The organism is Jannaschia aquimarina, from assembly GCF_000877395.1.
Taxonomy (GTDB): domain Bacteria; phylum Pseudomonadota; class Alphaproteobacteria; order Rhodobacterales; family Rhodobacteraceae; genus Jannaschia; species Jannaschia aquimarina.
The window spans coordinates 1-12693 of sequence record NZ_JYFE01000020.1 but is presented as its reverse complement, the minus strand read 5'-3'; the positions used below and the strand labels follow the sequence as shown (position 1 = coordinate 12693).

12 protein-coding genes and 3 tRNA genes are annotated in these 12693 nt (G+C 68.2%); 10 read left to right on the top strand and 5 right to left on the bottom strand.

The annotated features are described in order from the left end of the window. Positions 1–23: 23 nt before the first annotated feature. Together purN and purM are read right to left on the bottom strand one after the other, a co-directional pair. Positions 24–608, bottom strand: coding sequence for a phosphoribosylglycinamide formyltransferase (gene purN / locus jaqu_RS04460; RefSeq protein ID WP_043917747.1), 585 nt, complete (start codon positions 606–608; stop codon positions 24–26). Continuing rightward, a complete protein-coding gene (gene purM, locus jaqu_RS04455) occupies positions 605–1630 on the bottom strand; it encodes a phosphoribosylformylglycinamidine cyclo-ligase (RefSeq protein WP_043917746.1) in 1026 nt (341 codons plus the stop codon). Before purM ends, purN begins: the two co-directional genes overlap by 4 nt. Before the next feature lie 292 nt (positions 1631–1922). Here purM and jaqu_RS04450 point away from each other — a divergent pair. Beyond that, positions 1923–1995, top strand: a tRNA-Ile gene (locus tag jaqu_RS04450). A gap of 22 nt (positions 1996–2017) precedes the next feature. Here the strand turns inward: jaqu_RS04450 and jaqu_RS04445 are convergent. Continuing rightward, a complete protein-coding gene (locus jaqu_RS04445) occupies positions 2018–3295 on the bottom strand; it encodes an ATP-binding protein (protein ID WP_043917745.1) in 1278 nt (425 codons plus the stop codon). 75 nt (positions 3296–3370) lie between these two features. Here jaqu_RS04445 and jaqu_RS04440 point away from each other — a divergent pair, with 75 nt between their 5' ends. The 4 genes from jaqu_RS04440 (at position 3371) to jaqu_RS04425 (ending at position 5395) form a co-directional block, all read left to right on the top strand. Beyond that, positions 3371–4219: an MBL fold metallo-hydrolase gene (locus tag jaqu_RS04440; RefSeq protein WP_043917744.1), complete on the top strand. Its 849-nt coding sequence runs from the start codon at positions 3371–3373 to the stop codon at positions 4217–4219. A 58-nt stretch (positions 4220–4277) separates the two neighbouring features. Then, positions 4278–4352: transfer RNA gene (locus jaqu_RS04435), tRNA-Asn, on the top strand. A 409-nt stretch (positions 4353–4761) separates the two neighbouring features. Further along, positions 4762–4835 (top strand) — tRNA-Gly (locus jaqu_RS04430). An 80-nt stretch (positions 4836–4915) separates the two neighbouring features. Further along, positions 4916–5395, top strand: a complete 480-nt coding sequence (locus jaqu_RS04425) for an acyl-CoA thioesterase (protein ID WP_043917743.1) — start codon at positions 4916–4918, stop codon at positions 5393–5395. 348 nt (positions 5396–5743) lie between these two features. Here jaqu_RS04425 and jaqu_RS20475 read toward each other — a convergent pair whose 3' ends face one another. Then, positions 5744–6547 (bottom strand): helix-turn-helix domain-containing protein, encoded by an 804-nt coding sequence (locus jaqu_RS20475; RefSeq protein WP_161793824.1) that lies wholly within the window; start codon positions 6545–6547, stop codon positions 5744–5746. 516 nt (positions 6548–7063) lie between these two features. Between jaqu_RS20475 and jaqu_RS04415 the strand changes: the two genes are divergently transcribed. The 4 genes from jaqu_RS04415 to jaqu_RS04400 all read left to right on the top strand — a co-directional run bounded on the left by jaqu_RS04415 (position 7064) and on the right by jaqu_RS04400 (position 10695). Continuing rightward, the gene (locus jaqu_RS04415; RefSeq protein ID WP_043917742.1) at positions 7064–7522 is read left to right on the top strand and encodes a (2Fe-2S)-binding protein; all 459 of its coding nucleotides are present in this window, start codon (positions 7064–7066) and stop codon (positions 7520–7522) included. A gap of 11 nt (positions 7523–7533) precedes the next feature. After that, the gene (locus tag jaqu_RS04410; RefSeq protein ID WP_043917741.1) at positions 7534–9657 is read left to right on the top strand and encodes a xanthine dehydrogenase family protein molybdopterin-binding subunit; all 2124 of its coding nucleotides are present in this window, start codon (positions 7534–7536) and stop codon (positions 9655–9657) included. A 12-nt stretch (positions 9658–9669) separates the two neighbouring features. Then, positions 9670–10059: a c-type cytochrome gene (locus tag jaqu_RS04405; RefSeq protein ID WP_043917740.1), complete on the top strand. Its 390-nt coding sequence runs from the start codon at positions 9670–9672 to the stop codon at positions 10057–10059. 168 nt (positions 10060–10227) lie between these two features. Then, complete coding sequence (locus tag jaqu_RS04400; protein ID WP_161793823.1) at positions 10228–10695, top strand: peptide-methionine (R)-S-oxide reductase; 468 nt, start codon at positions 10228–10230, stop codon at positions 10693–10695. 12 nt (positions 10696–10707) lie between these two features. On the opposite strand, the gene jaqu_RS04395 is transcribed toward jaqu_RS04400, so the two are convergent. Then, complete coding sequence (locus jaqu_RS04395; RefSeq protein WP_052500770.1) at positions 10708–11625, bottom strand: MBL fold metallo-hydrolase; 918 nt, start codon at positions 11623–11625, stop codon at positions 10708–10710. 95 nt (positions 11626–11720) lie between these two features. On the opposite strand from jaqu_RS04395, the gene jaqu_RS04390 reads away from it, so the two are divergent. Next, positions 11721–12653, top strand: a complete 933-nt coding sequence (locus jaqu_RS04390) for a LysR family transcriptional regulator (protein ID WP_043917739.1) — start codon at positions 11721–11723, stop codon at positions 12651–12653. Positions 12654–12693: the final 40 nt, after the last annotated feature.

The following is a 12693-nucleotide window of genomic DNA, read 5'->3' as shown; positions in this document are numbered from 1 at the left end:
CGCTTGAAAAGGCGACCCGCGCGTCAGATCAGCAGCGGAGACCGCTCTCCTTCGACGAACCGTCGCAAGACGAGGGGATAGAGCTCGTGTTCGCGGGACAGCACTCGCTCCGAAAGGGTGTCGGGCGTGTCACCTTCCAAGACGGAAACACGGGCCTGCCCGAGGATCCGGCCCGCATCCAGATCGGCGACGACCTCGTGCACCGTGCATCCCGCTTCCGTATCGCCCGCCTCGATCGCGCGGGCGTGGGTATTCAGACCACGGTACTTCGGCAGAAGCGACGGGTGGATGTTCAGCATCCGACCCTTCCAGGCCGAAACGAAGCCCGGCGTCAGGACCCGCATGAAACCCGCCAGGGCGACCAGATCGACCCCTGCATCCTCCAATGCCTCCTGTAGGATGGCTTCGAATGCCTCCCGCGACTCGTGGGCGCGATGGTCCGCCGCCGCCGTTTCCAGGCCCATGTCACGCGCCTTGACCAACCCTCCGGCGGTCGGGTCATTGGAGGCGACGAGAACCGGGCGGGCCGGATGATCGCCGGTCATCGACTCGACCAGTTTCACCATGTTCGAGCCGCCGCCCGAGATCAGGATCGCGACGCGGGTCAAGCCAGCGCGCCGTCGTAATGGACCCCCTGCCCCTCGACCACGCGGCCGATTACGACGCCGTTCGGGGTATCCGTGGCGATCGCTTCGGCGTGCGCCGAATCGACGACGAGGCACATTCCCATTCCGCAATTGAATGTGCGCAGCATTTCGGCCTCGGCCACGCCGCCGTTATCGGCGATCCAGCGGAACACCGAAGGCAGGTCCCATGCCGTGAGATCGATACGTGCGCCCAATCCGTCGGGCAGGACGCGCGGCAGATTCTCCGTCAGGCCGCCGCCGGTGATATGCGCGGCCGCGCGCAGCGCGCCGGATGCTTTCGCTGCAAGCACCGTCTGCACGTAGAGCGCTGTCGGCGCCAAGAGCGCCTCGCCCAGCGTCGCGTCAGAGAACGGGGACGGGTCCGACCAATTCAGGCCCGCCCGCTCGACCACGCGGCGGACGAGGGAAAACCCGTTTGAGTGGACCCCCGTGGATGGCAAGCCGATGATCGCGTCGCCCTCGGCGACGTCGGCCGGCAGCAGTGTCCCACGTTCGGCCGCGCCGACCGCAAAGCCGGCCAGGTCGTAATCGCCATCGGAATACATTCCGGGCATCTCGGCCGTCTCTCCACCGATCAAGGCGCAACCGGCCTCCTTGCAGGCCCGCGCGATCCCTTCGATCACGCGCGCCGCCGCATCCGGGGCCAGCTTGCCGGTCGCGAAATAGTCCAGGAAGAACAACGGCTCCGCCCCCTGGCAGACCAGATCGTTGACGCACATCGCAACCAGATCCTGCCCGACGCCGTCATGCAGCCCGGTATCGATGGCGAGCTTCAGCTTCGTGCCGACGCCGTCGGTCGCGGCCACGAGAACGGGGTCGCTGTAGCCGGCCGCCTTGAGGTCGAAGAGCGCACCGAACCCGCCCAGCCCGGCCATCGTTCCGGGACGCTCTGTCGCCTTGGCCGCGGGCTTGATCCGCTCGACCAGCGCGTCGCCCGCCTCGATGTCGACGCCCGACTGGGCATAGGTCAGACCGTTCGTCATGGGAGCCTCCGACGCTGTCGCGGGCGGCCTAACGCGGGGGCTGCGGGGAGTCTAGCGGGCCAGCTACGATCGGATCTGGGCCTGCGCCTTCAGCTGATGTTTCGCGCCAAGGCAGACCACATATCTTGCGATACAGATCATCAGAATGAGCCCCAAGAGAAGCACCGCCGCGAATACCGCAAGCACTCGTCCGATCGGAGGCGTGGCGCCGTCCGACGCTTGAAGCAGATTGTCGGCCTTCAGATCCCTTCATTCTTGACCTGCATCGACCGTCTGATATCGCACTTCCGGCGGGCCTGTAGCTCAACGGTTAGAGCAGAGCGCTCATAACGCTTTGGTTGCAGGTTCGAATCCTGCCGGGCCTACCGTTAAGCCGCGTATCCGACATCATCGCGGCAAGACGATCTCTGCCTTCAAACCCCCCAGATCGGACCGGCCGAGGCGAAGGGAGCCCCCATGGGCGCGCGCCACGTCCCGCACGATGGCCAGGCCCAACCCGACATTCCCCTCGGTGTTCGACCGGGCGCTATCAAGCCGACCGAAGGGTCGCATCGCGGCCTCGCGTTGATCCTCGGGGATCCCCGGGCCGTCATCCTCGACCGAGATCACGGAGGCTGTCGTCCCGGGGTTCAGTCCGACGCGGATCCGGTCGCCGTAGCGCCTTGCATTGCCGATCAGATTGGCGACGCCGCGGGAAAGGCCCGTCGGCATCACGGTCATGACGTCCGATCCGCCTTCCTTCAAGCTGCCGGCGAGTTCGGCCTCCGGCGCCTCTCCACGGACCAGATCCCGCAAGAGGCCCGCGATATCGGTTTCCGCAGGCGCGTCCGACGCTTCGGCCCTCGCGAAATCCAGGAAGGTCGTGACGATCCGTTCCATCGCCTCCACGTCGCGTGACAGCGCGGCCGCCTCTTCGCCATCCATCATGCTCAGTTCCAGCTTCATCCGCGTCAGCGGCGTCCGCAGGTCGTGGCTGACCCCCGAGAGCAGCAATGTCCGCTGCTCGATATGCCGCTCGATCCGCGATCGCATCTCGAGGAAAGCTGTCCCCGCCTGACGCACCTCCGATGCCCCTGTGGGCCGATACTCGGACCGCTCGCCCCGTCCGAACGCTTCGGCGGCACGCGCGAGGCGTCGGATGGGACGGATCTGTCCGCGCATGAACAGAAAGCTAATCGCCGTCATCAGGAGGGCGACCACCACCATCAGGACAAGCAACTGGTGCGGGTTCGACGCCGAGACGTTGGCGCGGTCGAACGACAGCCCCGTCCCGTCCTCGAAGCCTACCCGGACGACCTTGCGCTCCGAGACGAGGTCGACATGGGCCAGATCCTCGAAGCTCCGATCCAGACGGGACAGCATCGCCCGACCGGACAGGTCGTAGAACCGCATCCTGCTGGCTTCCGGCGGTTCGATCAGGTCGATCTCGAGCGCGGAGGCCAGCTCCGGTCGCGCGCGCACCAACGCCATCTCACGGGTCATGTTCGCCGTCATCTGGTCGGTGACGTCCTCGTAGTGGCGCTGCAGGAACATGACCGCCACCGCGCATTGCAACACGACCACCGGAAGGACCAGGATCAGGGCCGCGCGTGCATAAAAGCTCCGGGGAAGCCAGCGGCGGCTGGCAGCGCGTCCGTGCGGAAAATTGTGGGGCGTGGACACCATGAGGTTTGGCCTATCCTTTCCGGCCCATGTCGGGAAGGCTGGAGCCCGGTTCAATCCCGCGGCAGGATCGACGGCATGAGCGTTTCGATCGACCGCGTCCTCGCCCCGAACCCCTCTCCGATGACCGAGCGGGGAACGAACAGCTACGTGGTCGGCGGCACTGTCGATTGCGCGGTGATCGATCCCGGCCCCGCAAATCCCGATCATCTCGACGCCATCAAGGCCCGCGTCGGAGCAAGGCGCGTCCGGGCCGTGCTGATCACCCATCCCCATCTCGATCATTCCGCCGGCGCCTCCCCGCTGGCGGCGGATCTGGGCGCACCGATCTGCGCGTTCGGCCCACCGGAGGCCGGGCGATCGCCGACGATGCGCGCCCTGTCCGGCCTCGCGGGGGGAGAGGGCGTGGATCTCTCATTCAGCCCCGACCGTCAGCTAGGCGACGGAGAGGAGGTTTCCGGCGACGGTTGGTCGCTGACCGCGATCTGGACACCCGGGCACATGGCCTCTCATCTGTCCTTCCAGTTGAACGATCAGGTCTTTACCGGGGATGTCATCATGGGCTGGGCCTCGACGATGATCTCGCCGCCTGACGGAGACATCGGCCAGTTCCTCGCCACGCTCGAACGTGTGGAAAGGTTGGAGGCCCGCATGCTCCATCCCGGCCATGGCGATCCGGTGACGGACCCCGCGCAGCGACTTACCGATCTGCGCGCGCACCGTCTGGGCCGCGAAGCGGCCATCCTCGCGTCCCTGGCAGAGGCGCAGACGATCCCGCGGATCCTTGATCGGGTCTATGCGGACACGCCCCGCGCGCTGCATGCCGCGGCTGCGAGAAACATCCTCGCCCATCTCGTCCACCTTGTCGAAAAGGGTCAGGCGACGGCGGACCGGCTGGCTCCGGACGGCACCTTCCGGCGCGCGTGATTTTTGCGCGTGCCCCCTTGCGCGACCCGACGCCCTTGGCTACATCCGCGCCCGGTGTTCCGGCGTAGCTCAGCGGTAGAGCAGTTGACTGTTAATCAATTGGTCGTAGGTTCGATCCCTACCGCCGGAGCCACCTTAACTTCATCTTCTAACCTTTTGTGGTGACGGGAAACCGGCCGCGCCGAGTGCGTTGCCTGCGGTGAGAACGAGGTGGATTTTGCCGTGCGCCACGGGTTGCGTTGCAGGACGATTGTGACGGGCGAGACTGTGAGGACGGCTATCGTCCGCCAGACCGGGCACCGGTCCCTGCCGTGACCGGACGGCCCTGACGTCGACTACAGATCCCGCAACGCCCACCAGATCCCGCAACGCCCACCGCCAATCCATCGGTCACCGCGTCACGTGCGCCCTGGGACGAACCACGTCCCAGCATTCGCAAATCCGCGCCTTGCTCGGGCGGCTCGCCTGCGCATCCTCCATCAAGGAGGAAGGTTTGCAGCCCTTGCGGCGGGTCTTGAGGGCGGCTATCCCGAAGCTCCGGCGCGGGTATGGTGAAAAGGTATCACGCGAGCTTCCCAAGCTTAAGTTACGGGTTCGATTCCCGTTACCCGCTCCAACAAATCCCTCAAAAGAATGACTGATCCCGAGGCGGGCCGGGGACTTGCGGCAGCAGGCGCGAAACGGCATTCGGGAGGCATGAGCCTGCCCCTGCTGACCCCCCTCGACGTGCCGAGCCTGCGGGCCGAAGGCGTGCCGGAGCCCTTCGTCTTCGGACAGGCCGACCGTGTGCGGTTCAGAGAGCTAGACGTGCTGGATCATGTCAACAACGCGGTCTATCTGGGCTGGTTCGAGACGCTGCGGATCGCCTATCTGCGCGCCTACGGGATTGGAAAGTATGACAATTCCGAAGATCGCCCGGCGCTGATCCTGAAACGGGTCGGCGTGGAGTACCATCGCCCCCTGCATTTGGAGGACATCTATGTCGTCGCGGGACGGACGCGGGCCTTTCGGCGGACCTCCTGGACGATGGAATACCGTGTTTATTCAAAGGGTCAGCACTGCACGACCGGAGAGGCGATCATCTGCCTGATGGAGCCCGACTTCGTCACCCGCCGGCCCTTGCCGGACGCCTATGTCGAGACCTTCGAGACCCGCGACGGCGCCGTGCGGGAATAGCCGTTCGACTGACCTGAAGACGGCGTTCGTGGCGGATCGGCAACGCAACTGTTGCCGAAAGTCCAGTACACCCCCTGTGCACCCCCCGTCTGCACAATCGGTGTACCGACACCGAACGGGCCGAGGAACACGGTCGCCTCACGGATGGTCTCCGCAGCCCATCAGAAGCCGGGAACCGTCCGACGGCGGCACGAGAACGGGCGACCGGAACAAGCGACAGCGCTATCGACCCGCAAGAGGGCAACGGACGGATGCAGACGGTTGGCGAAGTGGTCTGCGATCTCGGAAGGACGAGCGACTGGCGCGCGGACGGATGCGAAGGAACAGACAGACCGAAATCCGGACGCGTCACCGCATCTGCTTCGGACTGACGCCGTATCGCGCGGTATGGAGCCGGGTCATGTGGCTGTGCGAGGAGAAGCCGCAGGTATAGGCGATCTGGCTGAGCGAGAGGCGGCGGTCGGCCAGCAGGAGGCGGGCGCGCTCGAGCCGGCGTTCGCGGACATAGGCGAAAACGGGCTGGCCCGTCTGCGTGCGGAAGGCCGTCTGGAACCAAGAGGGCGACATGGCGGCGGCGGAGGCGATGGCGGCGACGGAGAGATCCTCCCCCAGATGCGTCTCGATGTAGTCGACGGCGCGCGCGATGCGGGGGTCGGTGCCGATGAAGGAAACTGCATCTTGGCCGTTGCGGACGAGGGACAGCACGCGTGCTGTCATCGCGATGGTCAGACCTTCGACAAAAAGCCGGTCCGGTGTCCCGAACCGCAAGTGGGAGATCGCCATACACGCGAGCGTGCAGGAGGCCGGATCGAACTCGCTGGCGAAATCCGGGACCCGCCCGCGCAGCATCTCCAGCGCTTCGGGAACTGTGGCCTCAAAGGATTGCGGGTCGTACTCGACCAGGCATTCCCAGTTGTGGTTGTAGCAGCTCAGTTCCAGGTCGCCGCCGGCGAAGAAGGCGTGGGCCGCGCCCTCCCCCGTATGGGCGCGGGTCAGGATGTCCTCCCCATTGAACCTGTAATGGTCGGTCCTGGCGCCCGGCCGCGATGGCACGACGTTGAGGGTCGGCAGAAACGACGCGATCGTCAAGTCGACCCGCCCCGGCGGCAGGGCCATCACAGTGATGCCCGTCGCCTCGCAGCGATGCGTCATGCTGCCCAGATATGGCTGAACCGAGCCGGATGCGTGCGCATCGTCCCGGCTGTCGAGGGCGGGAGGGTTTTTCATCGCCCGCGCGGATGCGCCCGACGGTGCCGGCGCCGTCCTGGCCCGTGGCGGTGACGGCGTTCCTGCCGCGCGCCGACCGGCGCGGCGGGCTTCTTAAGAGTTCCGGTCGTGCAATTCATCGGGCGGACAGGGCCAGCTGTTGCGATCGGGGCCGGGGACGGCGCGCGTTTACGCGATGCCCAGCCCTTCGCGGATCGTAGCCGCCTATTGTCGAGCCGCCAATCCCTGCTGCCGTGCCGTCTACGAAACAGGACTCAAGTGACAGTCTCCCGCACGCGCGTGACAGCCGGATCGCGGCGTCGCCCTGGACCGTCGGGCACAACGCCCGGTTCGCGCGACGATCCTGCAAGTCTTCAGGGCTATCGTGAAAGAGGCGGCGGGCGATGTGCCCCATCATCTCGATCGACGCCGATCAAGATCCCGATTCGTGGAGAGACGCAGATGACAGCCTTCACCTTGAACGGCGAGGAGGTCTCGGTCGACGCCGATCCCGCCACGCCCCTGCTCTGGGTCATCCGGGAGCGGATGGGTCTGACCGGCACCAAGTACGGCTGTGGCGTGGGCGCGTGTGGGGCCTGCACGGTGCATCTGGACGGGCAGCCCGTGCCGTCCTGCGCGCTGCCGCTGGAGGCCGCCGAGGGCGCTCAGATCACGACGATCGAGGGCCTATCCAAGACAGGGGATCACCCTGTCCAACAGGCCTGGATCGAGGTGGACGTACCGCAATGCGGCTATTGCCAGTCGGGGCAGATCATGGCGACGGCCGCGATGATCCGCGACGTCCCCGACCCGACCGACGCCGACATCGACGCCTATCTCGCGGGCAACCTGTGCCGCTGCGGCGTCTACAACCGCATCCGTGTGGCCGCCAAGCGCGCCGCCGAGATCGCCCGGGGCTGAAGAGAGACGCCATGACGATCACGACCTCCCGCCGCGCCTTCCTCGCCTCTGCCGCCGCTCTGACCGTGCCGCTGGCGCTGCCGGCGGCGGCACAGATGACCGAGACGCTGAGCCCCGAGCAGGCGCGCTGGCCGGACAGCTTCCTCAGGATCGGTGAGGACGGCACGATCACCTGCATCCTGCCCACCTGCGAGATGGGCCAGGGCACCCATACCGGTCAGGCCATGATCCTGGCCGAGGAACTGGGTGCCGACCTCGCGAGCGTCCGCATCGAGATGCCACGGCAGCCCTCCGACCCCTATCGTCTGCCGTTCGGACAGATGCGGTCGGTCGGATCCTACGGCATCCGCCACTTCCACGACCCGATGCGGCGCGCGGCGGCACAGATGCGGATGATGCTGATGCAGGCCGCCGCCGACCGGTTGGGCGTGCCCGAGCACGCTCTCGCTGCCGAGGGCGGACGGATCGTCCATCCGGAGACGGGAGAGACGATCCCTTTCGCCGATCTCGTGGGCGAGGCGCGCCTGCTGCCCGTCCCTGCAGAACCCAAGCTGCGCCCCGAGGCGGAGCGGACGCTGACCGGCACGAACGTGCCGCGCCTCGACACGCCCGCAAAGACGCGGGGCGAGGCCATTTACGCCATCGACGTCACCCTGCCCGCGATGGCCTACGGTGCCGTCCGGCTGGCCCCCGTCTTCGGCGCGGACGTCGCCGCGATGGACCCGGCCAGCGTGCAGGACATGCCCGGCGTGATCGCGGTGGTGCAGGTGCCGCGCGGCGCCGTCATCGTCGCCGACAGCTGGTGGCAGGCCAGACAGGCCGCCGACGCGCTCGACATCACGTTCACGCAGACCGAGCACGACATGCTGGACGAGGCGACCCTGCAGGCGCGTATCGCCGAGGGATTGGGCCGCGACGACGTGCCCATGACGCTGACACGCGGCGACCCGTCCGCGACGCTGGAGGGGGCCGGCACGGTGGTCGAGGCCGACTACGCCGTTCCCTTGCTGGCCCATGCCTGCATGGAGCCGATCACTTGCACGGCGCAGGCGACCGCAGGCCGGACCGAACTCTGGGCCGGCACCCAGGGCCATGACTGGAAGCGCATGATGCTGGAGCGGGAACTGGGCATCCCGGCCGAAGAGCTCTTCATCAACACGACCTATCTGGGCGGCGGCTTCGGCCGGAAGACCTGGCACCACGACGCGGTGCAGGCGGTGCTGGCCTCCCGCTCCGTGGGCGGGCGCCCGGTCAAGGTCATCTGGTCGCGCGAGGAGGACATCGCCTTCGGCATGTACCGCCAGACGATGCAGGCCCGCTTCCGCGGCGCGGTGGATGCCGACGGCCGGATCACGGCGATGACCGTGCGCGTGGCCGGGCCACAGATGGGCGCGGCCATCGTGCAGGAGAACAACATGGACCCGTTCTCCCTGCTGGGGCTGGTGGACCAGCCCTACGCGGTGCCGAACTACGCGGTGGATCACGCGGTGGTGGACATCCCGGTGCCTCTCTCGGCCTGGCGTGCCATCGCCACCAGCTTCACCGGCTACTGGATGGAGAGCTTCGTCGACGAGCTGGCGAATGCGGCGGGCATGGATCCGCTGGCATTCCGCCTCTTGAACCTGCCCTCGGACAGCCGCGCCCGCCCGGTGCTGGAGCGCGCGGCGGCGATGGCGGGATGGGACGATGCCCCGCCTGAGGGCGTCCATCGCGGCATTTCCGTCGTGGGAAGCTACGGCAGCATGGTCGCGCAGGTGGCCGAGGTGGCGCTGGACGGCGAGCGGGTGAGCGTCCCGCGCGTCTTCGCCGCCATCGATTGCGGCCGCGCGATCCATCCCGGTCAGGTCGAGACACAGATCCAGGGCTCGGTCATCGACGCGCTCGGGCCGACGCTGCGGGCCAAGATCACCTTGGAGGACGGGGCGGCGGTCCAGTCGAACTACACCGACTACCCGCTGATCCGCATCGACGAGGCCCCCTCGGTCGCCGTCGAGATCGTCGAGACGGGTGCGCCCTTGGGCGGCGTCGGAGAGCCGGGCGTTCCGCCGCTGGCGGGCGCCGTGTGCAACGCGGTCTTCGCTGCCACCGGGCGCCGCATCCGATCCCTGCCGCTCTCCGATCACGGCCTGGCCTGAGGAGCCCGATCCATGACGTTCACTCATGCCGCCCGTCGCCTCGCGCTGCTCCTCCCGCTGGCCGCCGCCTCACCGGCCACGGCGCAGGAGGCGGGCGGCGACCCGATCGCCGGCGAGGCGCTCTGGCCCCGATGCGCGGCCTGCCATGCGCTCGACGAGGCCCGCAACGGCGCAGGTCCGCATCTCGTCGGGCTGGTCGGGCGCCCGATCGGGGGCGCAGACGGCTTCGCCTATACGCCCGCACTGGCCGAGAGCGATCTCGTCTGGAACGAAGAGACCCTGGCCGCCTACCTCCTCGCACCTCGCGACATCCTGCCCGGGACCCGCAAGGCGGGCGTCCTGACGGATCCACAGGACATCGCGGATGTCGTGGCCTTCCTCGCGGAGCGGACGACGGAATGAGGATCCAAGCGTCACGGACGCGTGGGCTCCGGTTGCGTCCCGCGGCGGCTCAGGCGTGAGGGCGACACTTTTCTCTGAAGCCGGGAAACGATGGAAACTCGGGCCGAACCGCAATCGGATCGCAGGAACCCACACCAGACGAGGCGGCGTCTGCTTGCCGCGGCGGGTTTGACCGGCTTCGGTGCGCTTCTCACCCTCACCGGCTGGCGGACCGGACCGCCTCGCACGGCCGGGCCATCGACCGCAGCACCTCTCGCGGACGGGCATCGGCGCCCACGGCTGACGCAGACGCAGCTCGCGATCCTGCGTGACGGTGCGACGGAAGAGCCGTTCTCCTCCCCATTGGCCTACGAGGAACGCGTCGGCCATTACGATTGCGCGCGGTGCGGCAGCACCGTCTATCGCGCCGCCGACAAATACGACAGCGGGACGGGCTGGCCCGCATTCGTCCAGCCCGCCGATCCGGAGGCGATCCGACGCAGCCCCGAACCGAAGCTCGAGGATGTCTCGCAGCAGGTCACTTGCGCGCGTTGTGGCGGTCATCTCGGACGGGTCTACGACGATGGTCCGCCGCCCACGGGCCGCCGGCACTGCATCAACGGGCATGCGTTGGTTTTCATCGCGACAGATGCGTGAGGCTGGAGGGCGTCAGGGTCTCGCGCCGCCGATCCGACCCCCCTGTGCCTCGGGTCGCGTGGCCCGCCCGTCGGACATCGCGCCGAGGCGGAAGATCTGGCCCGCTCGGGCGGCAAAGGCGGACGGGAACTCGGACTGCACCGCGGTCTCGATCCGGTCGAGGGCCGCATCGGTCCGGTCGTGGGCATGGTGAAACAGGCCCCAGTTCCGCGCGCCGGCCTGCGCCGCAAGCGAGCCGGCGGCGCGCCAATGCGCATGACCCCAACCCCGGCGCGAGGCATATTCCTCCGGCGTGTATGTCGCGTCCATCAATGCGAGATCGGCATGACGCGCGAGCGCGAGGACCGCGGCGTCGCCTGCGCCTCCGTCATGTTCGAAATCGGTGATGTAGGCGAAGGACGCGCTGTCCGCCTCCACGCGGTAGCCTGTCGCACCCCCGGTGTGATTGAGCGCGCGCGCCTCGACGCGGGCCCCCGCGATCGCGTGGGTCCCGTGGGCCAGCCCACCGACCGTGATCTGCGCGGGAAAAGCGTCCAGCGTCACGGGAAAGAAGGGCTGCCGGAAGCAGTCGGTCAGGGCGGCGCGGGCCTCTTCATCCGTCGCCCCGCCCAGATGGATCCGCAATCGTGCCTTTGGGTCTGAAAGCATCGGGAAGAAGGGCAGCCCCATGACATGATCGTAATGCAGATGGCTCAGGAGCAGGTCCGCCTCGCGGATGCCGCGCGCGGCGAGGTCGGCGCCCAAGGCGACGAGGCCGCTTCCCGCATCGAGCAGGATCGCTCCGCCCGGCGCATCGACGGCGACGGCGCAGGTCGCGGCGCCGTAACGGTCGAACGCGGCCCCCGAGGCGGGCAACGAGCCACGTGCGCCCCAGATACGGACGGTCAGGGCGTCGGTCGTGGCGCCGGAATGCGGGTGCATCTCGTTCATGCCGACTGACCTATGGATCGGCCTTGCCTGTCGGGAGTGGGAAAGCTCTGATCCTGACGATAGACCGGATTGATGGATCGAAGGCGGAGGACGCGATGCTGGACGGGGTGACGGTGGACCAGCTTCGGGTTCTGATCGCGATCGCGGATCAGGGGTCCTTCACGAAGGCCGCGGCGCATGTCCAGCGCGCCCAATCCGCTGTCAGCCACGCCATCGCACAGCTGGAGTTCCAACTGGACCTGCAGCTCTTCGACCGGTCGACCCGTCGCCCGACCCTGACGGATGCGGGCCGCGCCGTGTTGGCCGAGGCGCGCGCGGTGATCGACCGGATGGACGCGCTGAAGGCGCGGGCCCGGTCGCTCGGCGGGGAGGTCGAGCCGCGGTTGACCGTGGCCGTGTCGCTGCTGGTCCCTCCGGACGCCTTGGGCGACGTCATGGCCGGCTTCGCGGAGCGTTTTCCGATCACCGATATCGGCCTCCTCGTGCAGGAGGCGGGGGGGCCGCTGGACCTCGTGCGCGAGGGCGCGGCCGATCTGGGTCTCGTCGGCGCGTTCAACCTGCGCGGCTCGCTGGAGGGGATCGTGCACGACCTCGTGTGCCGGGTGCCGATCCGCGCGGTGGCTGCTCCGGACCATCCGCTTGCCCGGCAAGGCGGGCCGATCCCGGCGACCGACCTGCGCGAGCACCGCCAGTTGGTCGCCGCGAGCGCGCGGGGCGCGGGGACGGCGGATCCGCTCTCGCTCGCGGTCTGGCCGATCGCCGACCAGTCGGTCCGGCGCGCGCTGCTGCTGCGGGGCTTCGGCTGGGGCATCGTACCGGGCCACCTCGTCGAAGCCGACCTTGCCGAAGGCCGGCTCGCGGCGCTCGAACTGGAGACGCTGGGCGGGCCCACGCCCGAGGAGGCACTGCACGCGATCCACGCGCGGGCCGCACCGCCCGGCGTGGCTGGCGGCTGGCTGCTGCGTGCGCTGGCCGCACGTCTGGACGGGCACGCCCTGCCGGATCATGGGGACGGCTCCACGACATAGGCGGGGACCGGGGCGGCGGGCAGGCGCGTCCCCCCGGACC

Coding starts and splice junctions, on each gene's coding strand:
- purM (WP_043917746.1), bottom strand. CDS start 1,630: ATGACGAACGGTCTGACCTATGCCCAGTCGGGCGTCGACATCGAGGCG.
- jaqu_RS04445 (WP_043917745.1), bottom strand. CDS start 3,295: ATGGTGTCCACGCCCCACAATTTTCCGCACGGACGCGCTGCCAGCCGC.
- jaqu_RS04440 (WP_043917744.1), top strand. CDS start 3,371: ATGAGCGTTTCGATCGACCGCGTCCTCGCCCCGAACCCCTCTCCGATG.
- jaqu_RS04425 (WP_043917743.1), top strand. CDS start 4,916: ATGAGCCTGCCCCTGCTGACCCCCCTCGACGTGCCGAGCCTGCGGGCC.
- jaqu_RS20475 (WP_161793824.1), bottom strand. CDS start 6,547: ATGACGCATCGCTGCGAGGCGACGGGCATCACTGTGATGGCCCTGCCG.
- jaqu_RS04415 (WP_043917742.1), top strand. CDS start 7,064: ATGACAGCCTTCACCTTGAACGGCGAGGAGGTCTCGGTCGACGCCGAT.
- jaqu_RS04410 (WP_043917741.1), top strand. CDS start 7,534: ATGACGATCACGACCTCCCGCCGCGCCTTCCTCGCCTCTGCCGCCGCT.
- jaqu_RS04405 (WP_043917740.1), top strand. CDS start 9,670: ATGACGTTCACTCATGCCGCCCGTCGCCTCGCGCTGCTCCTCCCGCTG.
- jaqu_RS04395 (WP_052500770.1), bottom strand. CDS start 11,625: ATGAACGAGATGCACCCGCATTCCGGCGCCACGACCGACGCCCTGACC.
- jaqu_RS04390 (WP_043917739.1), top strand. CDS start 11,721: ATGCTGGACGGGGTGACGGTGGACCAGCTTCGGGTTCTGATCGCGATC.